Source organism: Xanthomonas sp. JAI131, from assembly GCF_013410075.1.
GTDB lineage: Bacteria > Pseudomonadota > Gammaproteobacteria > Xanthomonadales > Xanthomonadaceae > Xanthomonas_A > Xanthomonas_A bonasiae.
The window spans coordinates 552,718-576,127 of sequence record NZ_JACCCN010000002.1 but is presented as its reverse complement, the minus strand read 5'-3'; the positions used below and the strand labels follow the sequence as shown (position 1 = coordinate 576,127).

The 23,410-nt window shown below is 71.8% G+C and carries 15 protein-coding genes; 8 read left to right on the top strand and 7 right to left on the bottom strand.

Annotation, left to right across the window (positions count from 1 at the left end):
* Window positions 1-89: 89 nt before the first annotated feature.
* Entirely contained in the window at window positions 90-4,277 is a 4,188-nt protein-coding gene (gene hrpA / locus HDC36_RS09220) for an ATP-dependent RNA helicase HrpA (protein ID WP_179566511.1), read from the top strand.
* A 121-nt stretch (window positions 4,278-4,398) separates the two neighbouring features.
* Here hrpA and HDC36_RS09215 read toward each other — a convergent pair whose 3' ends face one another.
* The 6 genes from HDC36_RS09215 to pqqB form a co-directional block, all read right to left on the bottom strand.
* Complete coding sequence (locus HDC36_RS09215) at window positions 4,399-6,180, bottom strand: chloride channel protein (protein WP_179566510.1); 1,782 nt, start codon at window positions 6,178-6,180, stop codon at window positions 4,399-4,401.
* Window positions 6,181-6,190: 10 nt separating this feature from the next.
* Window positions 6,191-6,703: a hypothetical protein gene (locus HDC36_RS09210; protein ID WP_179566509.1), complete on the bottom strand. Its 513-nt coding sequence runs from the start codon at window positions 6,701-6,703 to the stop codon at window positions 6,191-6,193.
* A gap of 183 nt (window positions 6,704-6,886) precedes the next feature.
* Complete coding sequence (gene pqqE / locus HDC36_RS09205) at window positions 6,887-8,008, bottom strand: pyrroloquinoline quinone biosynthesis protein PqqE (RefSeq protein WP_179566508.1); 1,122 nt, start codon at window positions 8,006-8,008, stop codon at window positions 6,887-6,889.
* A complete protein-coding gene (gene pqqD, locus HDC36_RS09200; RefSeq protein WP_179566507.1) occupies window positions 8,005-8,283 on the bottom strand; it encodes a pyrroloquinoline quinone biosynthesis peptide chaperone PqqD in 279 nt (92 codons plus the stop codon). Before pqqD ends, pqqE begins: the two co-directional genes overlap by 4 nt.
* The gene (gene pqqC, locus HDC36_RS09195; protein ID WP_179566506.1) at window positions 8,280-9,026 is read right to left on the bottom strand and encodes a pyrroloquinoline-quinone synthase PqqC; all 747 of its coding nucleotides are present in this window, start codon (window positions 9,024-9,026) and stop codon (window positions 8,280-8,282) included. Before pqqC ends, pqqD begins: the two co-directional genes overlap by 4 nt.
* A 10-nt stretch (window positions 9,027-9,036) precedes the next feature.
* The gene (pqqB, locus tag HDC36_RS09190) at window positions 9,037-9,936 is read right to left on the bottom strand and encodes a pyrroloquinoline quinone biosynthesis protein PqqB (RefSeq protein WP_179566505.1); all 900 of its coding nucleotides are present in this window, start codon (window positions 9,934-9,936) and stop codon (window positions 9,037-9,039) included.
* Between the two features lie 407 nt (window positions 9,937-10,343).
* Between pqqB and HDC36_RS09180 the strand changes: the two genes are divergently transcribed.
* On the top strand, window positions 10,344-12,500 hold the full coding sequence (locus tag HDC36_RS09180; protein WP_179566504.1) for a bifunctional (p)ppGpp synthetase/guanosine-3',5'-bis(diphosphate) 3'-pyrophosphohydrolase: 2,157 nt from the start codon (window positions 10,344-10,346) through the stop codon (window positions 12,498-12,500).
* A 191-nt stretch (window positions 12,501-12,691) separates the two neighbouring features.
* On the top strand, window positions 12,692-14,092 hold the full coding sequence (locus tag HDC36_RS09175) for a hypothetical protein (RefSeq protein ID WP_179567951.1): 1,401 nt from the start codon (window positions 12,692-12,694) through the stop codon (window positions 14,090-14,092).
* 238 nt (window positions 14,093-14,330) lie between these two features.
* On the opposite strand, the gene HDC36_RS09170 is transcribed toward HDC36_RS09175, so the two are convergent.
* Window positions 14,331-16,427 (bottom strand): glycosyltransferase, encoded by a 2,097-nt coding sequence (locus tag HDC36_RS09170; protein WP_179566503.1) that lies wholly within the window; start codon window positions 16,425-16,427, stop codon window positions 14,331-14,333.
* A gap of 93 nt (window positions 16,428-16,520) precedes the next feature.
* On the opposite strand from HDC36_RS09170, the gene mrcB reads away from it, so the two are divergent.
* From mrcB to HDC36_RS09145, 5 genes are all read left to right on the top strand, one after another.
* Window positions 16,521-18,965, top strand: a complete 2,445-nt coding sequence (gene mrcB, locus HDC36_RS09165; protein ID WP_179566502.1) for a penicillin-binding protein 1B — start codon at window positions 16,521-16,523, stop codon at window positions 18,963-18,965.
* Between the two features lie 16 nt (window positions 18,966-18,981).
* A complete protein-coding gene (locus HDC36_RS09160) occupies window positions 18,982-19,506 on the top strand; it encodes a tetratricopeptide repeat protein (RefSeq protein ID WP_179566501.1) in 525 nt (174 codons plus the stop codon).
* A gap of 166 nt (window positions 19,507-19,672) precedes the next feature.
* Window positions 19,673-21,673 (top strand): ATP-dependent DNA helicase, encoded by a 2,001-nt coding sequence (locus tag HDC36_RS09155; protein ID WP_179566500.1) that lies wholly within the window; start codon window positions 19,673-19,675, stop codon window positions 21,671-21,673.
* 78 nt (window positions 21,674-21,751) lie between these two features.
* Complete coding sequence (gene tsaB / locus HDC36_RS09150) at window positions 21,752-22,453, top strand: tRNA (adenosine(37)-N6)-threonylcarbamoyltransferase complex dimerization subunit type 1 TsaB (protein WP_179566498.1); 702 nt, start codon at window positions 21,752-21,754, stop codon at window positions 22,451-22,453.
* Entirely contained in the window at window positions 22,450-23,367 is a 918-nt protein-coding gene (locus tag HDC36_RS09145) for an ADP-ribosylglycohydrolase family protein (RefSeq protein WP_179566496.1), read from the top strand. The genes tsaB and HDC36_RS09145 overlap by 4 nt, the downstream gene beginning before the upstream one ends.
* Window positions 23,368-23,410: the final 43 nt, after the last annotated feature.

Here is a 23,410-nt window from a genome sequence, read left to right as displayed (position 1 = left end):
AATCCTCTTGAGGGGTTGGGAACGATATGGCGTCACAATAGACAGACTAAAGCATGCGCTGTTATTCAAAGTTCAACGGCATCTGATTGATGAGCACTATCGAAAAACACTTGGCCGCCCGCCGGCGCGAGCGCCGCGACGCGATCGACGGGGCGCTGACCCGCGACCGCGGCCGCCTGTTCGGCCTATGGTCGCGCTGGCAGGCCGCGCCCGGCAATCCCGCATTGGAGGCAGCGTTCGAGCAGGCGCTGGGGCAGTCGCAGGCGCGCTGCCAGGCGCGCGCGGCGGCGCAGCCGGCGATCACCCTGGACGAGCAGCTGCCGATCGCGCGCGAGGCCGAGCGCATCGTGGCGCTGATCCGCGCGCACCAGGTGGTGGTCATCGCCGGCGAGACCGGCTCGGGCAAGACCACGCAGCTGCCGAAGCTGTGCCTGGCCGCCGGACGCGGCGCCGCCGGCATGATCGGCTGCACCCAGCCGCGGCGCATCGCCGCGCGCGCGGTGGCCGCGCGCGTGGCCGAGGAACTGCGCACGCCGGTGGGCGGGGCGGTGGGCTTCCAGGTGCGCTTCAACGACCGGGTCGGCGAGGAGACCCGGATCAAGTTCATGACCGACGGCATCCTGCTGGCCGAGATCGCCAGCGACCGCTGGCTGTCCAGCTACGACACGATCATCGTCGACGAGGCGCACGAGCGCAGCCTCAACATCGATTTCCTGCTCGGCTACCTCAAGCAGCTGCTGCGCAAGCGTCCGGAGCTGAAGGTGATCGTGACCTCGGCGACGATCGACACCGCGCGTTTCGCCGAGCATTTCGACGGCGCGCCGGTGATCAGCGTCGAGGGTCGCACGTTCCCGGTGGAAGTGCGCTACCGGCCGCTGGAAGAGCCGGGATTGGAGAGTGGGGATTTGGGATTGGCAGAAGCCCGGAATCCCGAACGCTCACGGCCATCCGCCGTTGCGAATCCCCAATCCCCAATCCCCAATCCCGGCCTCACGGTCAACGATGCGATCGTGGCCGCGGTGGACGAGATCACCCGGCTCGACCCGCGCGGCGACGTGCTGCTGTTCCTGCCCGGCGAGCGCGAGATCCGCGATGCGCACCAGGCGCTGGAGCGGCGCAAGTACCGCGAGACCGAGGTGCTGCCGCTGTACGCGCGGCTGTCCAACAGCGACCAGGACCGGGTGTTCAATCCCGGCCCGCGGCGGCGCCTGGTGCTGGCCACCAACGTCGCCGAGACCTCGCTGACGGTGCCGCGGATCCGCTACGTGGTCGATCCCGGCTACGCGCGGGTCAAGCGCTACAGCCCGCGGCAGAAGCTGGACCGGCTGCACATCGAACCGATCTCGCAGGCCAGCGCCAACCAGCGCAAGGGCCGTTGCGGACGCGTGGCCGAAGGCATCTGCTACCGGCTGTACGCCGAGGCCGATTTCCAGGCGCGGCCGGAATTCACTGATCCGGAGATCCGCCGCTCCAGCCTGGCCGGGGTGATCCTGCGCATGCTGCAGCTGGGGCTGGGGCGGATCGAGGATTTTCCGTTCCTGGAGCCGCCGGACGAGCGCGCGGTCGCCGACGGCTGGCAGCAGCTGGTGGAACTGGGCGCGGTCGGCGAGCCCGACCGCCATGGCCTGCGCAAGCTGACCGAGATCGGCCGCAAGATGGCGCGGCTGCCGGTCGATGTGAAGCTGGCGCGGATGCTGGTGGCCGCGCAGCAGCACGGCTGCCTGCGGCCGATGCTGGTGATCGCCGCGTTCCTGGGCATCCAGGACCCGCGCGAGCGCCCGCCGGAAGCGCGCGAGGCGGCCGACAACGCGCACGCCAAATTCGCCGATGCGCGCTCGGAATTCGTCGGCATCCTGCGCCTGTGGGACGGCTACCGGCAGGCGCACGAGGAGCTGACCCAGTCCAGGCTGCGCGACTGGTGCGGGCGCCACTTCCTCGGTTTCCTGCGCATGCGCGAGTGGCGCGAACTGCACCGCCAGCTGCACCTGCTGTGCGAGGAACTGGGCTGGAGCGAAGAGCCGGCGGCGGCCTCGCTGCTGCCGTTGCTGGCCGGTGCGGCGTCGCCGCCGCCGGCCCGCGATGCCGAGACCAGCGCGCGCGCCACGCGCGGGCAGCTGCATCGCGCTGCGCGGCTGGCGCGCGAAGGGCGCAGCGAACCCACGTCGGCGCCAGCGCCCACCGAACCCAGGCCTGCAGCGCAGGCCAACCCGGCCGACGACGCACCACGTGCCAGCGAGCGCGAACGCGCCGCCGCCTACCAGGCGTTGCACCGCGCGCTGCTTGCCGGCCTGCCGACGCAGGTCGGCCATCGCACCGAGAAGGGCGATTTCCTGGCGCCGCGGCAGCGCCGCTTCCTGCTGTTCCCCGGCTCGGCGCTTGCGCGCAAGCCGCCGCCGTGGGTGCTGCCGGCCACGTTGCTGGACACGCAGAAGGTGTGGGGCATGACCAATGCCGCGGTCGAGCCGGACTGGGTCATCGCCGAGCTGCCGCACCTGCTGGCGCGCAAGCATTTCGACCCGCATTGGTCGCGCGCGCAGGGGCAGGTGCTGGCCTCCGAACAGATCAGCCTGTTCGGGCTGGTGCTGGCGCCGAAGAAGCCGGTGCACTACGGCCGCATCGACCCGCCCGGCGCGCACGAACTGTTCGTGCGCCAGGGCCTGGTGCCGGGCGAGATCAACACCCGCGCCAGCTTCGTCGCCGACAACCAGAAAGTGCTGGCGCAGGCGCACGAGGAAGAAGCCAAGCTGCGCCGCGCCGGCATCGTCGCCGACGAGGACTGGCAGGCGCGCTGGTACCTGGACCGGATTCCCGGCGAGATCCACTCGGCCGCCGGCCTGGACGCGTGGTGGAAGGCGCTGCCGCCGGAGCAGCGGCGCGCGCTGCACTGGTCGCTGACCGATCTGCTGCCGGGCGAAGGCAGCGAGGCCGACCGCTATCCGAAGTATTTCGCGCTGGGCGACGCGCGGCTGGCGCTGCATTACAAATTCGAACCCGGCGCGGCCGACGACGGCGTGACCCTGGAGGTGCCGCTGCACCTGCTCAATGCGCTGGATGCGGCGCGGCTGTCGTGGCTGGCGCCGGGTTTCGTCGCCGACAAGGCCGCGGCGCTGATCCGCAGCCTGCCCAAGGCGATGCGCCGCAACTACGTGCCGGCGCCGGACTTCGCCCGCGCGTTCTACGAGGCGTTCCCGCAGCCCGGCGCCGACGACATGCGCGGCGAGCTGGCGCGCTTCCTGCAGCGCGCCACCGGCGCGGCGCTGAGCGCGCTGGATTTCGACGAAAGCGCATTGGACCCGCACCTGCGCATGAATCTGCGGCTGCGCGACGACGCCGGCAAGGTGCTGACCGAATCGCGCGACCTGGACGCGTTGCGCGCCCGCTTCGGCGACCGCGCAGGGCAGGCGTTCGCCGCCCGTGCCGGGCGCGAGATGGCGGCCGACGGGCTGCGCGAGTTCCCGTCCGCGCCGATCCCGCTGCAGGTGCCGGGCGAAGCGGGGGTGCCGGCGTATCCGGCCCTGGTGGACGAAGGCGACGCGGCGGCGCTGCGCATCTTCGCCGACCGCGCGCAGGCCGAGGCGGCGCATCCGCGCGGCGTGCGCCGGCTGCTGGAGATCGCGCTGGCCGACAAGGTCAAGCAGGCGCGCAAGCAGCTGCCGGTGTCGCCGAAGACCGGGCTGCTGTATGCGGCGATCGAGTCGCAGGAGCGCTTGCGCGGCGATCTGGTCGATGCGGCGTTGAATGCGCTGCTCGAAGATGGCCTGGACGTGATCCGCGACCCGGGCGGCTTCGCCCAGCGCCGCGATGCCGCCGGCAAGCAACTGTTCGGCGAGGCGATGGAGCGGCTGAAGCTGGCCGAGGCGATCATGGGCGCGGCGGCGGAATTGAAGCCGCAGCTGGAATCGCCGCTGATGGGCTGGGCCAGCGGCAACCTCGACGACCTGCGCGCGCAGCTGGCGGCGCTGGTGCATCCGGGCTTCCTGCGCGAGACCCCGGCGACGGCGCTGGCGCAGTTTCCGCGCTACCTGCGCGCGATGATCCTGCGCGCCGAACGCGCCAAGCGCGATCCGGCGCGCGATCAGGCGCGGATGCTGGAGTTGAAACCTTTCGTCGATGCGCTGGCCGATGCCGCCGCGGCCGGGCGCAGCGCCGATCCGCAGTGGCAGGCGCTGCGCTGGGACCTGGAGGAATTGCGGGTGTCGTTGTTCGCGCAGGAACTGGGCGCCAAGCCCGGGATCTCGGCCAAGAAGCTGGCGCAGCGGGTGGCTGGGGTGCGGTGATTCGGGATTCGGGATTCGGGATTCGGGATTGGAGATTCGTAAAAGCGACTACGGATGTCTGATCGCACGCTTTGCGCTTTTACGAATCCCGAATCCCCAATCCCAAATCCCGGCCCCTAACTCAATCGTCGACCCGTTCGCCCATCAGCTCGCGCTGGCGCTTGTCCAGTTCCTCGGCGTAGCGCTTGCGCACGAAGCTCTCGGTCAGCACGCCGAGCACCTTGCCGTGGTCGTCGACCACCGCCAGTTCGTCGCTCTGGGTCAGGTCGAACTGGCGCATCGCGGTGACCACGTCGGTCTCGGCGCGTAGCGCCACGTCGCGGTTGCCGGCGTAGTCGGCGATGGCCGCGTCGGCGTTCACGCCGTCGGCGTAGGCGGCGGCCAGCGTCACCAGTCCGGCGTAGTGGCCCTGTTCGTCTTCCAGCACCACGCGCACGCCCGAGCCGAGCGGGAAACGGCGGCGGAATTCGGCCACCGAGGTGCCGGCGGCGAGCGGGTGCACGTCCTGGCGCATCATCCGTCCGGCGCTCAGGTGCTTGACCCAGCCCACGTCGCGCGCGCTCTTGATGGTCTCGCCGCGCAGGTGCAGGCGCCACGTCGAGAACGAATAGCCGAACACCTGGCGCACGATGGTGTTGGCCACCAGCACCGCCACCATCACCGCGCTGGCCAGCACGAAATCGTGGGTGCCCTCGAGCACCAGCATCGCCATCGTCATCGGCGCGCCGACCACCGCCGCGGCCAGCGCGGCCATGCCGGCCAGCGAGGCGGCGGTGCCGTCGACCAGGGCCATGCCGGTGCCCAGGTTCAACAGCCCGGCGAACAGTCCGCCGACCAGCGAGCCCATGAACAGCGAGGCGAAGAACAGGCCGCCGCGGAAGCCGAAGCCGAGCGAAATGCCCGAGGCCAGGCACTTGAGCAGCAACAGCACGCCCAGCCATTGCAGCGAGGTCGGGCTGGTCAGGTCCAGGTGCAGCGCGCCGTGCCCGGAGGAGAGCACCTGCGGGGTGATCAGCGCCAGCGGGATCAGCATCAGGCCGCCGGCCACCGGTCGCGCCCAGCGCGGCAGCGGGCTGCGGTTGACCGCCTGCTCGATCGCGCCGACCAGGCGCATCACCGCCACCGCCAGCAGCGCGCAGATCGCGCCGAGCAGCGCGTACAGCAGGTAGTCGCGCGCTTCCAGCGCGGATGCCGCCGAGGCCGGCAGCAGGTACGGTTGCACGCCGGCGGCCTGGGCCACGAACACCGCGCCCAGCGAGGCCACCGCCACCGGCGCCAGCGCCGACGGCGAGTACGCGCCGATCACGATCTCGAACGCGTAGAACGCGCCGGCCAGCGGCGCGCCGAACGCAGCGGCGATGGCCGCGCCGGCACCGGCGCCGACCAGGGTGCGGATGTCGGCGCGGCGCAGGCGCAGGATCCGTCCCAGGTGCGAGCCGCTGCCCGCGCCCATCTGCGTGTACGCCGCCTCCAGCCCGACCGAGGCGCCGCAGCCGTTGGACAGCAGGGTCTGCGCGGACACGATCAGGTTGTCGCGCATCGACATGCGCCCGCCGTACAGCGCATTGGCTTCGACCGCATCGATCAGCTGGCGCTTGCGCGCGCGCGCGGCCATGCCGAGCAGGCCGACCAGCAGCCCGCCCAGCGGCAGCACCAGCAACTGGCCCAGGCTCAGTTCGGGCATCGCGCTGAGCCGGGCATCGACGTCCAGGCCGTACAGCCAGGCCTGCGCGCCATGCGCCAGGCCGCTCTGCAGCAGGGTCAGCAGGCCGGCGACCAGGCCGACCAGCAACGCCAGCGCGATGAACCAGACGTCGCTGGCGCGGAAGCGCCGGCGCAGCGCGTCGGCGAGGCTGTGCGAGGCGTCGGCCAGGCCCAGCCGCGGATGCTGGCGCACGTTCACGGCCTGCGCCTTACTTGACGCGGCGCACCTTGGCCTGGGTGTTGTAGGTGTCCACCTGCATGTACCACACGCCGCCGATGCCCGGCTTGATCCGCACCTTGGGCGCGCTGCGGCGCACGCTGCTCAGGCTGGCGGATTCGGTCTGCTCCCATTCCTGGCCGTTGGCCAGCACGTAGCGGCGGCCCTTGGAGAAGCCGGTGAACTCGCCGACCAGGGTGCTTTCGATCGGCTCCTGGCTGCCGAAGTCGAAGAAGCCGCGGTTCTTCACGATCACTTCCTGGCGGCCTTCTTCCTTGGCCTTCTCCAGCGCCACCGCGGTCTCCTTGGCGACCTTGCCCTGCAGCCAGTCGTTCAGCGCGGTCAGTTCCTGCGGCGACAGCTTGTCCAGCCCGGCGGCCTTGAATTCCTGCGCCGACATCTGCGTCTGCAGGTCGCCGGCGACGGTGCGCTGGGCGGCGGCGGGAACGGCGCACACGGCGAGCGCCGCGCACAGGACCAGGGGAGTGAGGCGCGCAAGCAGCATGGCGGGATCCGGGCAGTGGAGTGCGACGTAGTGTAGTCGCAAGACGTGGCGCGGGTGCTGGGTGGCGATGCCCGCCAGTGCTGCGGTCATGCCCCGCTGTGCGCCATCCCACGGCGCTGGCGCGGGTCACTCGCCGACGCCGCCGCGGCACGCGGTTGGCCGGCGCAGATGCCCGGCCGGCGATCAGCCCGCGCTGGACTCGGTTTCCGCTTGCGGCCGTGCCGGGCGCCGGTACACGAACGCCGGCGCCGCAGCGGCCGCCTCGCGCTGGGCCAGCGCCTGCACGTCGGCATGCTCGGGCGCGCGCTCGCAGACCGGGTCCAGCGTGGCCGCATCGCCGCTCAGCGCCAGCGCCTGGCAACGGCAGCCGCCCCAGTCGATCTCGCGTTTCGGACAGCCCTGGCACACCTCCGGCATCCATGCGGTGCCGCGGTAGCGGGCGAACGCCTCGCCGTCCTGCCAGATCGCCGCCAGCGGCCGCTCGCGCAGGTTTTCGAACACCATGTCCGGCAAGGTCTCGGCGGCGTGGCAGGGCAGCACGTCGCCGCGCGGCGAGATGTTGACGAAGCGCTGGCCCCAGCCGCCCATGCACGCCTTGGGCCGGTGCGCGTAGTAGTCGGGGGTGACGAAATCGATGGTCAGCCGGTCGCCCAGCCGTTCGCGCGCCGCGGTCACCGCGACCACGGTGGCGTCGATCTGCGCGCGGCTGGGCATCAGCGCGGCGCGATTGCGCAGGCCCCAGCCGTAGTACTGGGTGTGCGCCACTTCCAGGCGCTCGGCGCCCAGCTCCAGCGCCAGCTCGATCATCGCCGGCACCCGTTCGGCGTTGTGGCGGTGGATCACCGCGTTGATCGTCAGCGGCAGGTCGAGCGCACGCACCGAGGCGGCGAACGCGCGCTTCTTGGCCAGGCTGTCGCGGTAGCCGGCGATGAAGTCGGCGCCGGCGGCGTCGGCGTCCTGCACGCTCAGTTGCACGTGTTCCAGCCCGGCGGCGGCCAGTTGCGCCAGCATCGGCGCGCCGCCGGCCACGCCGGAGGTGATCAGGTTGCTGTACAGCCCCAGCGCGCGCGCATGCGCGACCAGCTCGGGCAGGTCCTTGCGCAGCATCGGTTCGCCGCCGGAAAAATGCGCCTGCAGCACGCCCATCGCCGCGGCCTGGTCCAGCGCCGAGCGCCAGCCGGCGGTGTCCATCTCCTCGCGCAGGCCGGCCAGGGCGATCGGGTTGGAGCAGTACGGGCAGGCCAGCGGGCAGCGGTGGGTCAGCTCGAGCAGCAGCGACAGCGGCGGCGGCACGGTCGCGTTCATGCGCGCAGCAGACGCTTGCCGTGCAGGTCCGCGGCCAGCTCGAGCACGTCGCGCTCGACCTCGGCCGGATCGGCGTCGAACTCCGCGGCCAGGTCCGCGGCGATCGCCGCCAGCGAGCGCGTGCCGTCGCAGCGCGACACGATCGCATGCGCGATCTCGTCGAGTTCGACCACCCGTTCCGGCGCCAGCAGCACCCATTGCGCGCGGGTGCGGTCGTGCTGCAGGCGCACGCCGGCCGCCAGCCGCGGGCAGCTGTCGGGCGCCGCTGCGCTCATGCCGCCGCCTGCGCGGGCGCGGCGACGAACGCGTCCGGCCAGGCCACGCCGGGTTGCACGTAGGCGAAGTGCAACGCATCCAGCTGCGACCACAGCACGCCGCACTTGAAGCGCAGCGCGTCCTGCACCAGTTGCTGCTTTTCCACCGTGTCGGCGTGGCGCTTGACGTAGTCCAGGGCGAAGTCCGAATCGCGCGGCGCCTCGTGCAGGCGGTGCTCGAAATACGCCAGCGCCTCGCGCGAGACGAAATCGTAGTGCTGCAGCATGCCGGCGACGCGGCGGCCGATGATGCCCGGCGCGAACAGCTCGGTCAGCGACGAGGCGATCGCTTCCAGCAGGCTCTTCTCGCGCACGAAGTGCAGGTAGGCCTGCACCGCGAAGCGGGTGCCCGGCAGCAGGGCGCGGCCGGATTGCACCAGGTCGCGGTCCAGGCCCAGCGCGTCGGTCAGGTGCAGCCAGCGCGCGATGCCGCCTTCGCCGTCGGCGCTGCCGTCGTGGTCGACGATGCGCTGGCGCCAGATCCGGCGCAGCGCCGGATCGTCCATCCGCGCCAGGATCGCCGCGTCCTTCAGCGGGATGCAGCGCTGGTACTCGTAGCGGTTCAGCGCCCAGGCCTGGACCTGGCCGCGCTCGAGCCGGCCGCTGTGCAGCAGCGCATGGAACGGGTGCTGGTCGTGGTACAGGCGCGCGCCGATCGCGCGCAGTTCCGCTTCCAATTGCTCGGGGCTCAGCAATGCGCTCACAGGCGGGTTCTCACAGGGTGATGTCCATGCCGTCGTGGGCGACGTCCCAGCCGTGCGCGGCCACCGCTGCGCGTTCGGCCGAGCCGGCGTCGAGGATCGGGTTGGTGGTGTTGATGTGGATGAAGACCTTGCGCGCCACGTCCAGGTCGGCGAACGCGCGCAGGGTGCCGGCCTCGCCGTCGATGCTGAGGTGGCCCATGCGCTGGCCGGTCTTGGCGCTGACCCCGAGCTGCACCAGTTCGTCGTCGCGCCACAGGGTGCCGTCGAAGAACACCAGTTCGGCGCCGCGCAGGCGCGTGCGCAACGCGTCGGTCATGGTCGCGCAGCCGGGAATGTAGTGGAAGCGATGGCGGCCGTCGTCGATGGTCAGGCCCAGGGTCTCTTCGTCGGAGCCGGCCAGGTCGCCGCTGTGGCGGCTCTCCATGAACAGCGGCACCTTGCCCGGCACCGCGAACGGCGTCACCTGCAGGCCGAGCAGCGACAGCGGCGTGTCCAGGGTGAAGGCATGGCGCTGCACGTAGGCCGGGTGCAGCGCGTCGAAGATCGGATTCTGCGCCAGCAGGTCGAGCACGCGGCCGCTGGCATGCAGGTCGAAGCGCTGGCTTTCGCGCATCGACAGCAGGCCGGCGATATGGTCGATCTCGCCGCTGGTCAGCAGCACGGCCTCGATCGGCGAATGGCGCAGGTCGCGTTGCGGCCACAGCGCGGGGGTCGCCAGCAGCTGCTGGCGGAAATCGGGGGAAGCGTTGATGAGCAGCCAGCGCTGGTTGTCGGCGCTGACCGCGATGCTGGCCTGGGTGCGACGTTGGGCACCCGCAAGCTGTTGCCATGCCCGCAGGCTCGCGGGTGTATGGCAGTTCCATTGCGGGTGCCCTCCGCCGGCCGCCGATCCCAATACGATGAGGTGCATCCGGTCTCCGTCTACGGCGCCTGGCCGGTCACGCATCGTCTCGGGAACGGGGCTGACACGCGATCAAAGCTCGCCGGAGGCGTAACAGTTGATTTCCGCACCGACGCAGATTTCGCGGATCACGGGCTTGTTCCACTTCTTCATGGGCGTTCCTCTTCGGGTGGGATCACAGGGCGACGACGGCGACATCGGTTTCAGCGGAGCGCGGCGTCGGTTTCGAGAATAGGCCCGCACCCCACGGGGGATGTGAAATTTCCGGTAAGGGCGGGCCAAGTCGCAAGCCGGTCACAATGAGCTTCTGGTAGGGATGCGGCCGCGGCGGTCCGCGCGGCGCGTTGCGCGCAATTGTGGGCGGGCGCGCAAGCGCGCTAGTGTAGGCGGCACCGCTTCGTCACGACCGTCCGTCCTTGAATCACTCTCCCCATCCCGGCCTGGAGGCGCTGCTGCAGCGTCCGGCCGCCGCCGCGCTGGCGCCCGCGCTGCGCGAAGCGCTGTTGCAGGCCTGGCACGCGCAGCCGGAACAGGCCGCGCGCGCGCCGTGGCCGGTGCTGGCCGATACGCTGGACGCGCTGGCGCTGCTGTCCGCCGACGAAGCGGCGCTGCTGGCCGCGCTGCTGTTCGACCTGCCCGGCTTGCGCGCGCAGCTGGCGCAGTTGCCGGTCGCGCCGCCGGCGCGGGCGCAGGCGGTGGTCGGCCTGCTCGACGGCCAGGACGCGGCCGACCAGGTCTGGGCGCTGCACGCCGGGCGCGAGGCCGGGCGCAACAGCGAAGGCCTGCGCCGGCTGCTGCTGTCGATCGTGCAGGACCTGCGCGTGGTGCCGATCCTGCTGGCGCGGCAGCTGGCGAAGATGCGCGTGGCCGACAAGCTGCCCGAGGCGCAGCGCCGCGCGCTGGCGCAGCTGACCCGCGACATCCACGCGCCGCTGGCCAACCGGCTGGGCATCTGGCAGCTGAAATGGGAGCTGGAGGACCTGGCGTTCCGCCACCTGGAGCCGGACACCTACCGGCGCATCGCGCGCGAGGTGGACGAGAGCCGGGTGGCGCGCGAGCGCTATATCGAGGCGGTCAAGAAGATCCTGTCCAAGGCGCTGGGCGAGCAGGGCCTGCAGGCGGAGATCAGCGGCCGGCCCAAGCACATCTACAGCATCTGGCGGAAGATGCAGAAGAAGCGGCTGGCCTTCGACCAGCTGTACGACCTGCGCGCGGTGCGGGTGATGGTCGACGACGTCGCCGCCTGCTACGCCGCGCTGGGCGTGGTGCATGCGCTGTGGGCGCCGGTGCCCAGCGAGTTCGACGACTACATCGCCCGGCCCAAGGCCAACGATTACCGCTCGCTGCACACCGCCGTGGTCGGCCCGGAAGGGCGCACGATCGAGGTGCAGATCCGCACTCACGAGATGCACGCGCAGGCCGAGCTGGGCGTGGCCGCGCACTGGAAGTACAAGGAAGGCGGCAAGGGCGCGGAGAAGGCGTTCGACCGCAAGATCACCTGGATGCGGCAGCTGCTGGAGCAGTCGCAGGACGGCGAGCAGGGCGGGCTGGCCGGCGCGCTCGACGCCGAGCTGGTCGAGGACCGGGTGTATGCGCTGACTCCGATGGGCGAGGTGATCGACCTGCCGCAGGGCGCCACGCCGCTGGATTTCGCCTACCACGTGCACACCATGGTCGGGCACCGCTGCCGCGGCGCCAAGGTCAACAACCGCATCGTGCCGCTGACCCACAAGCTGCGCAGCGGCGACCGCGTCGAGATACTGACCGGCAAGGAGGCCGAGCCGCGCCGCGACTGGCTGCTGCCGGCCAACGGCTACCTGGCCAGCGGCCGCTCGCGCGACAAGGTGCGCGCCTGGTTCCACAAACTCGACCGCGCGCGCAACGTGCAGGCCGGCAAGGACCTGCTCGAGCGCGAACTCAAGCGCCTGGGCCTGCAGCACGCCGACCTGTTGCCGGCGGCGAAGAAGTTCCATGCCGACGGCATCGAGGAGCTGTACATCCAGGTCGCGCTGGGCGACGTCGGCCCCAGCCAGGTCGGCCGCGCCCTGCACGAGGCCGAACGCGCCGCGGCGCAGCCGGCGGCGCCGGCACTGCCGCGGCCGACCGCGCGCCGCAGCGGATTGGCCAAGTCCAAGTTCACCGTGCAGGGCGTGGGCAACCTGCTGGTGCAGCTGGCGCGCTGCTGCCAGCCGGTCGCCGGCGAGCCGATCGCCGGCTACCTGACCCGCACCCGCGGCGTCACCGTGCACCGGGTCGATTGCGCGTCCTTCGCCCGGCTCGCCGCCAGCAACCCGCAACGGGTGCTGCCGGTGGAGTGGGGCCAGGCCGGCGGCGGCTACGAGGTGGACGTGCTGGTGCGGGCGATGGACCGGCGCTGGCTGCTCAAGGACATCACCAACCTGATCGCGCAGGAGGACGCGCACGTGCTGGAGATCAACAGCGACAACGTGCGCGACAGCGGCCGCACCCAGTTGCGGCTGCGCCTGAAGGTCGGCGACTACGGGCAGCTGTCGACCTTGCTCGGCAAGCTCGACGCGCTGCCCGGGGTGGACGAGGCGCGGCGCCTGGGCTGACCCGGGCCGCGCGCTGCGCGCGCATGCATGGTCTTGCCATGCACGCACGCTAAGCTTGCGCGGTGAGCAAGCCGCCAGATCAGGTCAGGGACGAACGCCGGCGCCGGCAGCGGTCGGTGCCGCTGTGGCGCGACCGCCGTGTCTGGCGCTGGGCGCTGGCCGTCCTGCTGCTGGCGGCGCTGGCGCTGGTGATGTTCCGCCGCCCGCTGGCCGATCTGCTGTGGCCGGAAACGCGGATCCAGCAACTGCTCGACCAGGGCAATGCGGCATTGCGCGCCGGCCGCCTCAGCGCCGCCGACGGCAGCGGCGCGCGCGAGCGCTACGAGGCGGCGCTCGCGCTGGACGGCGACCGCCTGCAGGCACGGGCCGGGCTGGCCGCCACCGGCCGCGCCGCGCTCGGCCAGGCGCGTGCGGCGCTGGCCGTCGGGCGCTATGCGCAGGTGCGCTCGGCGCTGGCGCTGGCGCGCGCGCTGCAGGTGCCGCGCGCCGACGCCGATCGTATCGACGCCGCCTTGCGCCAGCGCGAAGCCGCGCATGCCGGGCTCGACCAACTGTTGCAAAAAGCGGCGCAAGCCCAGCGCGAGGGCCGCCTGGACGGCGCCCCCGACGCAGCGCTGCCGCTGTACCGGCAGGTGCTGGAGTTCGCCCCGGAACGGACCGCGGCGCTGGAAGGCCGCGAAGATGCCTTGTCGGAATTGCTGCAGCGCGCGCAGGCGGCGCTGGCGCGCGGCGACGTGGCGGCGGCCGCGGCGCTGGTGGACAGCGCCCGCGACTACGACCCCGGGCACGTCGACCTGCCGGCGGCGCAGGCGGCGCTCAATCGCGCGCTGGAAGCCTTGCAGCGCGAAATCGATGCAGCGCTGCGCCGGCAGCGGCCGGACGCGGCGGCGCGGGCGCTGGCCAAGCTGCGCGCGGCCGCGCCCGATGCCGCTGGCGTGCGCGATGACGAGGAGCGCGTGGCCGCGGCGTATGCGGCGCAGGTCACGCGCGCCGCCGCCGATTTCCGTTTCGCCGAGGCCGAGCGCGCGCTTCAGAAAGGGCAGGCGGTGGCGCCCGACAACCGTGCGCTGGCCGACGCGCGGCAGGCGCTGACGCGTGCGCGGCAGAGCCAGGCCACGCTGCATTCGCCGCTGTCGCCCGCCGCGCGCGCGCGCCGCCTGCAGACATTGCTGGCGGAACTGCAGGCGGCCGAGGCGCGCGGCGACTGGCTGACCCCGCCCGGCAGCAGCGCCTACGACGCGCTGCAGGCGGCGCAGGTGCTGGCGCCGCGCGATGCCCGCGTGCGCAGCGCCGAGCAGCGCGTGCTGGCGGCGCTGCGGCGCTGTTTCGACGCCGAATTGCGGGGCAACCGGGTGCTGGCGGCGAGCGCGTGCTACGACGCCTGGCGTGCGCTGGCGCCGGGCGGCAACGGCGTGGCCGCGGCGCGCCGGCGCCTGGCGCAGCGCTGGCTCGCGGTCGGCGACGAGCGCCTGAGCGCCGGCGACGCCGACTTCGCGCGCGAGGCGCTGCGTCGCGCCCGCGCGATCGATCCAGGCACGCCGGAGCTGGCCGCGTTCGAGCGCCGCTTGCGCAGCTTGTCGCCCGGGCGCTGAGTGCCGTTGGGCAGCGGGTTGCTACGTCGGCGAGAGGGGCAGCCGTGTGGCCGAGCCGTCCTGGCCCCGGATGTGGTTGGTCGCGGCTGAAGCCGCTCCTACAGAGGCGTGCCGCGCGCTTGCCGGATGCACTGTAGGAGCGGCTTCAGCCGCGACGCCTTACCGATAGCGCATCAGGGCGATGGAAGGCTGCTAGCCAGAGCCGCTGCTGTCGGGCGTCAACGGCTTCACAGCAACCCTAGTCGAGAAACACCTGCCGCACCGTGGCGCGCGCCGCGTCCAGCGAGAAGTGCGTGGCGATGTTGCGCAGGCCGTTGCCGGCCAGCGTGTTCCACAGCGCCTCGTCGGTGTACAGCTGCGCCAGCGCGGCGACGAACTGCGGCGCGCTGTCGGCGATCAGCACGTCCTCGCCGTGGCGCAGGTGCATGCCTTCCACCGCGCATGGCGTGGCCACCACCGGTTGCCCGTGCGCCATGCTCAGGTTGACCTTGCCCTTGACCCCGGCGCCGAAGCGCAGCGGTGCCACCGCGATGCGGATCTCGTCCATGTAGGCGACGATGTCCGGCACGTAGCCGAGCAATTCGACCCCGGGCGTGGCGGCGCCGAGGCGGCGGATGTCGTCGGGCATGTCGGCGCCGATGCAGTGGAAGCGCAGGTCCGGCAGCAGCGCGCGCAGCGGCGGGAACACCTCCTGCAGGAACCAGCGCACCGCATCCACGTTGGGCGCATGGCGGAAGCCGCCGACGAACACCAGATCGCGGCGCTGCGCCCACGGCAGGCCCGGTCCGGCCACTTCGTGCAGATTGGAGATCAACGCGGTGCGCACCTGCGGCGCCTCGCGCTGCAGCTGTTCGCGCTCGACGCCGCTGACCAGCACGGTGACATCGACCTGGGCCATCACCTCCAGCTCGCGCGCGCGGGTGCGTTCGGCCTCGCGCAGCAGCCGTGCGTCGCCGGCCAGCTCGGCGCCGCGGCGCTCGCGCAGGTAGTGCAGATCGACGGTATCGAACAGCCGCCGCGCCTGCGGTGCGAAGCGGCGCAGCAGCGGCAGGCAGGCATGGGCGACGTGGTGGCGCACCAGCAGCACCGCATGGAAGCGTGCGCCGTGCTGCTGCAGGAACCCGCTCACGCTCTTCAGGTAGGGCGCATACCACACCTCCACGCCGAGCCGCTGCAGCGCCTCGCTGTGGCGGCTGGCGTACTCGCGGCCGCTGGGCACGAACACCACGTGCGCGCCTTCCTGCAGCAGCAGGCGGATCAGGTTGAGCTGGCGCAGCGAGGCCGAGTCGCGGTCCGGTTGCGGCAGCGCCTCGTCGAGGATCAGCACCTGGCGCTGCCGCCGGTGCAGTTGCGCCGGGGTCGGCGTGGTACCGGGTGGCAATTGCCGCGCCAGCACATCGGCCCATTTGGCCGCGAACACGCCGCGGTTGCGCACCTGGTAGGCCTTGATGCCGCTGCCGGTATCGGTGCCGTTGCTGGTGCCCTCGTCGTGCACCACCTGGCTTGCCGGCTGCAGCAGGGTGCGCAGCCCGGCCTTGCGCACGGCGAACGCCAGGTCGGTGTCCTCGTAGTAGGCCGGCAGGTAGCGCGTGTCGAAGCCGCCCAGCGCCAGGAAGCGTTCGCGCTCGATCGCCAGCGCCGCGCCAGCGCCGTAGTCGATGTCGCGCAGGTAGGCGTAGCGCGGATCGTCCGGCGATTCGAAGCGGCCGTAGCTCCAGGCGCTGCCGTCGGCGAAGACCACGCCGCCGGCTTCCTGCAGGCGCCCGTCCGGGTACAGCAACTGCGCGGTGACCAGCCCGGCCTGCGGCACCTGCGCGAAGGTGTCCAGCAGCGCATCCAGCCAGCCCGGCTGCGGCACCGTGTCGTTGTTGAGGAACACCAGGTAGCGGCCGCGCGCGCGCGCCGCGCCGTCGTTGCAGGTGGCGATGAAGCCGCCGTTCTGGCGGCGCACGTGGTAATGCAGGCCCTGGATCTGCGGCAACCACTGCACGGTCTCGTCGCTGCTGCCGTCGTCGATCACCAGGATCTCGCAGGCCGCGGCCGGCGGGTGCGCGGCGAGCGCGCGCAGGCAGGCGAGGGTATGCGCGACGTGGTTGTAGACCGGGATCACGATGCTGACCAGCGGCGCGTCGCTGGCCGGCACCGCGAAGGCGGCGAACGGCTGCGGCGCGACCGCGAACAGCGTGCGCCGCGGCGGCGGCAGCGGCTGCGCATGCACGCGCAGCCGTTGCCAGGTACTGCGCCAGCCGCGCGAGCGCAGGCTGGCCAGGCCGCGCCGCAGCAGGCCGGCAAAACGGTTCAGGGCGTAGCGCAGGTTCGCCCAGGACATCGACATCCGTTGCAACTCCAGCTGAAACAAAGGGGACCCCGCGCCGCGCTGCCTGCTGGCCTGCGCTAGACTCGCCGGAATTTACATTCTCGCATCCCCGTGCCACGACGCTACGACGACAACGACACCGACGATCAGGACACCGACGATCTCGACAGCGGCGCCTCGCCCTGGCGCCGGCGCCTGCTCACCTGGGGCCTGGCCGCCACCGCGCTGGGCCTGGGCTTCCTGATCCCGTACACGGTCTATCTGAACAAGCAGGTGACGCAGCGCTTCGGCGAACTGCGCTGGCAGATTCCGACCCGGGTCTACGCCCGCCCGCTGGCGCTGGCGCCGGACACGGCGATGGACGCGCAGACGCTGAAGACCGAACTGGACGCGGCCAGCTACCGCGAGGATGCCGGCGCGCAGCGCCCCGGCACCTACCAGCAGGACGGTAGCCGCTTCGTCATCGCCAGCCGCGGCTACGTCGACGTGGACGGCCGGGTCGCGCCCAGGCGCGTGGAAGTGAGCCTGTCCGGCGGCCGCGTGGCGGCGCTGCGCGATGCGCAGACGCGCAAGTCGCTGACCGCCGCGCGGCTGGATCCGGCGCGCATCGCCACCTTGTACGGGCAGAAACAGGAAGAGCGCCGGCTGGTGCGGGTGGACGAAGTGCCCGAGCTGCTGGTCACCGGCCTGCAGGCGGTGGAAGACCGCGACTTCAACTACCACCACGGCATCGACCTCAGCGGCATGGTGCGCGCGGCCTGGGTGATGGTGCGCTCCGGCGGCAAGAGCCGGCAGGGCGCCAGCACCCTGACCCAGCAGCTGGCGCGCAGCGGCCTGCTCGGCATCGGCAAGGAACAGACGCTCACCCGCAAGTTCAACGAGATCCTGTACGCGCTGATCATGGAAGCGCGTTACGACAAGCGCACCATCCTCGAGGCCTATCTGAACCAGGTCTACCTGGGCCAGCGCGGCAGCCAGGCGATCCACGGCGTGGCCTCGGGCGCGGAGTTCTGGTTCGGGCGCGAACTGGATTCGCTGCCGCCGGAGCAGGTGGCGCTGCTGATCGGCCTGGTCAAGGGGCCGTCCTACTACGACCCGCGGCGCTTCCCCGAGCGCGCGCTGGACCGGCGCAACTTCGTGCTCGGCAAGCTGCGCGAAAGCGAGCTGATCGACGAGCCCACCTACCGCAAGGCGCTGGCCGCGCCGTTGGGGGTGCCGGCCAATCCGGGGCTGGTCGCGGCCAACCGCTTCCCGGCCTATGTGGACCTGGTGCGCCGCCAGCTGGCGCGCGACTACCCGGAAAGCGCGCTGCAGGGCGCCGGGCTGAGCGTGCTGACCGGCATGTCGCCCTCGGCGCAGGCCTATGCCGAAGGCGCGGTGACCCGCACCCTGACCGCGCTGGAGACCAACAAGAAGCGGCCGCCGCTGCAGGCCGGGCTGGTGCTGACCGACACCCACAACGGCGACGTGCTGGCGGTGGTCGGCAGCCGCGACGTGTCGCAGCCCGGCTTCAATCGCGCGATCGAGGCGCAGCGCCAGGTCGGTTCGCTGCTCAAGCCGTTCGTGTACCTGCTGGCGCTGGCGCAGCCGGACCATTACTCGCTGGCCAGTTGGGTCGACGATTCGCCGGTGACGGTACAGCTCAGCCGCGGCAAGCGCTGGACCCCGGGCAACTCCGACAACCGCAGCCACGGCACGGTGCGCGTGGTCGATGCGCTGGCGCATTCGTACAACCAGGCCACGGTGCGGATCGGCATGCAGGTCGGGCCGGAGCGGGTGGCGCAGCTGATCAAGGTGCTGGCCGGGCTCGAGGCCGAGAACAATCCGTCGCTGATCCTGGGCGCGACCGACCAGAGCCCGTACGCGATGACCCAGCTGTACCAGTTCCTCGCCTCCGGCGGCGAGATCCAGCCGCTGCATGCGGTGCGCGGCGTGCTCGATCCGCAGGGCAAGCTGCTCAAGCGCTACGACAAGGCCCCGGCGCCGGCGCAGGAAGGCGATTCGGTCGCGGCCAACCTGGTCGGGCTGGCGCTGCAGCAGGTGGTCAGCAACGGCACCGCGCGGCAGCTGCTCGGCGACGGCCTGGGCAAGCTGACCCCGGCCGGCAAGACCGGCACCAGCAACGATGGCGTGGACAGCTGGTACGCCGGCTACACCGGCGATCATCTGGCGGTGATCTGGATCGGCAACGACCAGAACAAGCAGACCGGCCTGTACGGCGCCACCGGCGCGATGCGGGTGTGGTCGGGCATCTTCGCGCGGCTGCCGAGTTCGCCGTTGAAGGTGCAGGGCAAGGGCATCGACTGGCAATGGATGGATCCGGCCGGCAGCAACAGCACCGATCCCAGTTGCCCTGGCGCGCGCCAGTTCCCGTTCGTGGTCGGCTTCGCCCCGGCGTATGCGCCGTGCGCGCCGCCGCAGGCGCTGCCCGAAGAAGGGCAGCCCGCTGCCGAGGGCGAGGAGAGTCGTGGCGGCGGCTGGCGCAGTTGGTTCGGCCTGGACAAGAAGAAAGAAGCGCCGCCCGCCGACGCGGCGTCCACCCCTCCGGCGCAATGATCCACGGATGCCTGCCATGACCCGATACACCCCCACCGTCGCCATCGCCGCGCTCAGCCTGCTGCTGGCCTCCTGCGTCAGCGCACCGCCGCCGCCCCCGCCGCCGCCGGTGGACACCACCACCCCGGCGCAGCGCGTCGCCGCGATCGACGCCAGCGGCGGTGCCGACGACACCGAATTGAGCGTGCAGCCGTTGCGCGACCCGCAGGTCGAGGACCTGCGCGACAGCGCCAAGCGCAAGCGCGCGGCCGGCGACCTGGCCGGCGCGGCGGCGGCGCTGGACCAGGCCCTGCAACTGGTGCCGGAAGATCCGGCGCTGCTGCAGGACCGCGCCGAACTGGCCTTGCTGCTGAAGGACGACGCGGGCGCCGAGGCCTTCGCCAAGCGCGCCGTCGACCTCGGCTCGCAGACCGGCCCGCTGTGCCGGCGCCACTGGGCCACCATCGAGCAGTCGCGGCTGGCCCGCGGGCAGAAGGAGAACGCGGCGTCCGCGCATGCGCATATCGAGGGCTGCACGGTGGCGGGGATCAAGCGGTATTGATTGAGAGCCGGGATTGGGGATTGGGGAGTCGGGATTGGTAAAAGCGACGGCTGTTCGGTTATGTGTGGCAGGCCGATACCGCCGTGTCGGTGGGCGCGCTAGATAGCGAAACCCGACGTGCAGCTCTAGCGAATCCCCAATCCCGAATCTCCAATCCCGGCCCCCAATGTCCCTCGCCCACGCCAGCACCGAAGCGCTCAGCGAAGGCGGTGCGCTCGCCCGCCAGCTGGATGCGTTCGTGCCGCGGGCGGCGCAGCTGCGGCTGACCGCGGCGATCGCCGAGGCGTTCGAGCAGCGCGACGTGCTGCTCGCCGAGGCCGGCACCGGCACCGGCAAGACCTATGCGTACCTGGTGCCGGCGCTGCTGTCGGGATTGAAGACCATCGTCTCCACCGGCACCCGCGCGCTGCAGGACCAGCTCTACCACCGCGACCTGCCACGGGTGCGCGCGGCGCTGGGCGTGGGCCTCAACAGCGCGCTGCTGAAGGGCCGCGCCAACTATCTGTGCAAGTACCGGCTGGAGCAGGCCAAGGGCGAGCCGCGCTTCACCTCGCGCGAGCAGATCGCGCAGTTCCAGCGCATCGTCGCCTGGGGCGGGCGCACCCGCTTCGGCGACATCGCCGAGCTGGAGGCGCTGCCCGACGATTCGCCGCTGCTGCCGATGGTCACCTCGACCATGGACAACTGCCTGGGCACCGAATGCCCGTTCTGGGGCGAGTGCTTCGTGGTGCAGGCGCGGCAGCGCGCACAGGCCGCCGACGTGGTGGTGGTCAACCATCACCTGCTGTTGGCCGACCTGGCGCTGAAGCAGGAAGGCTTCGGCGAGATCCTGCCCGGCGCGCAGGTCTTCGTCATCGACGAGGCGCACCAGCTGCCGGAACTGGCGGCGAACTTCTTCGGCGAAAGCTTCGGCATGCGTCCGCTGCAGGAGCTGGCGCGCGACTGCCTGGCCGAGAGCCGCCACGTCGCCGGCGCGCTGGCCAGCCTGCAGGCGCCGGTGCAGGCGCTGGAGCAGGCCTTGCGCGAACTGCGCGCGGCGATGGAAGGGTTGCCCACCCGCGGCACGCAATGGCGGCTGCTGGCCAAGCCGCAGGTACGCGATGGCTTCGATGCGCTGCTGGCGGAACTGGCGCGCCTGCAGGACAGCCTGGCGGGGCTGCGCGAGGCCTCGCCCGGTTTCGACGCGTGCGCCGCGCGCGCGCAGGAGATGCGCGCGCGCCTGGGCCACTGGCTCGGCGACGACGCGCCGATCCCAGATTTCGACGCCGAGCCGGCGCCGCCGTCCAACGATGTGCTGTGGTACGAACTGAGCGCGCGCGGCTTCCGCTGCCAGCGCACGCCGCTGGACGTGTCCGGCCCGCTGCGCCTGCACCGCGAAAAGTCGCACGCGGCGTGGGTGTTCACCTCGGCGACGCTGGCGGTGAAGGGCGATTTCGAGCACATCGCCACCCGCCTGGGGCTGAGCGATCCGATGACCTTGCTGCAGCCCAGTCCGTTCGACTGGGCGCGGCAGGCGCTGTGTTATCTGCCGGCGCTGCCGGACCCGAACGCGCGCGGCTTCGGCACCGCGCTGATCGCGGCGTTGCATCCGGTGCTGCAGGCCTCGCAGGGCCGCGCCTTTTTGCTGTTCGCCTCGCACCGTGCGCTGCGCGAGGCCGCCGAGGCGCTGCGCGACGGGCCGTGGCCGCTGTTCGTGCAGGGCGAGGCGCCGCGCGCGAGCCTGCTGCAGCGCTTCCGCGAATCCGGCAACGGCGTGCTGCTCGGCTCCGCCAGTTTCCGCGAGGGCGTGGACGTGGTCGGCGATGCGCTGAGCGTGGTGGTGATCGACAAGCTGCCGTTCGCCGCGCCGGACGACCCTGTGTTCGAGGCGCGGCTGGACGCGATCCGCCGCGACGGCGGCAATCCGTTCCGCGACGAACAGCTGCCGCAGGCGGTGATCGCGCTGAAACAGGGCGTGGGCCGGCTGATCCGCAGCGAGACCGACCGCGGCGTGCTGGTGCTGTGCGATCCGCGGCTGCTGTCCAAATCCTACGGCCGCACCTTCCTGGAGTCGCTGCCGCCGTTCGCGCGCACCCGCGATGTCGAGGACGTGCGTCAGTTCTTCGGCGCCGACGCCGCGCTGCCGGTGGATAATCACGAACACATCGCCTCGCCGCCGTTCGACTAGCCGGCGCACGGCATCCGCTTTTGCTCCTCGCTTCGCTTTTTCGAATCCCCAATCCCGAATCCCCAATCCCGGCCTCCAATGAAAATTCTCGCTTTCGAAACCGCCACAGAAGCCCTCTCCGTCGCCGTGCATGTCGATGGCGCGGTGCGCGAGCGGTTCGAGCTGGCGCCGCGCCGGCATGCCGAGCTGGCGCTGCCGTGGGCCGAGCAGTTGCTGGCCGAGGCCGGCATCGCGCGCAGCCAGCTCGATGCGATCGCCTTCGGCCGCGGTCCTGGCGCGTTCACCGGGGTGCGCCTGGCGATCGCGCTGGCGCAGGGCATCGCGCTGGCGCTGGACCTGCCGGTGCTGCCGGTGTCCACCCTGCATGCGCTGGCCTTGCGCGCGCCGGACGATGCGCCGCAGGTGCTGGCCGCGATCGACGCGCGCATGGGCGAGATCTATGCGGCGGCCTTCGTGCGCGATGCCGACGGCCTGCACGCGCTGACGCCCGAGCAGGTGCTGGTCCCGGACGCGTTCGTGCTGCCGCAGACGGACGCGCCCTGGCATGGCGTCGGCACCGGCCTGGCGGCGATCGACAACGCGCTGCAGCGGCGTCTGCACGCGCAGTTGCGCAGCGTCGATGCGCAGGCCCTGCCGCATGCCGCCGACGTGCTGACCCTGGCGCTGGCGGCCCACGCGCGCGGCGAAGCGATCGCGCCGGAACGCGCCGAACCGGCCTATCTGCGCGACAACGTCGCGCTGACCCTGGCCGAGCAGCAGGCGCAGCGGGCCGCACGATGAGCGCGGACGAGCGCGAGCGCGCGCGTTTTCGCGGCTGCCTGCTGGGCCTGGCGGTCGGCGATGCGCTCGGCACCACGCTGGAATTCAAGGCGCCGGGCAGCTTCGCGCCGATCGACGACATGGTGGGCGGCGGTCCGTTCGATCTGCAGCCCGGGCAGTGGACCGACGACACCTCGATGGCGTTGTGCCTGGCGCACAGCCTGCTGTACCGCGAAGGCTTCGATGCCGCGGACCAGATGAACCGCTATTGCAACTGGTACCGCCACGGCTACCTGAGCAGTACCGGCACATGTTTCGACATCGGCAACACCGTGCGCCAGGCGCTGGAGCGCTATCTGGACGGCGGCCCGGCCTTCAGCGGCAGCGCCGACCCGCGCGCGGCCGGCAACGGCTCGCTGATGCGGCTGGCGCCGGTGGCGATGTACTACGCGCATCGCCCCGATGTACTGGCCGACCGCGCGGCGGACAGTTCGCGCACCACCCATGCCGCCGCCGAAGCGCTGGATGCCTGCCGGCTGTTCGCGTTGCAGTTGCGCGCGGCCCTGCTCGGCGGCGATCGCGTGCAGGTGCTGCAGGCGCCGGATGTGGCCCTGGACACGCCGGCGCTGCGCGCGCTGGCCGTGCGCGACCATGCCGCGGTGCCGGCAAGGCAGATTCGCGGCACCGGCTACGTGGTCGATGCGTTGTCGGCGGCGCTGTGGTGTTTCGCGACGACCGAGTGCTTCGCCGATGCGGTACTGCGCGCGGCGAATCTCGGCGACGACGCCGATACCACCGCGGCGATCTGCGGGCAGCTGGCCGGCGCCTTCTACGGCATCGACGGCATCCCCGCGGCCTGGCGCGAGCGCGTGCAGGACGCGGCGGACATCGTCGCGCTGGCCGATCGCCTGCATGCGGCCAGCGTGGCGGGATGACCGCATGCGGGGAGGCCGGCGATGGCTCGTCGGTCTCCCCGCG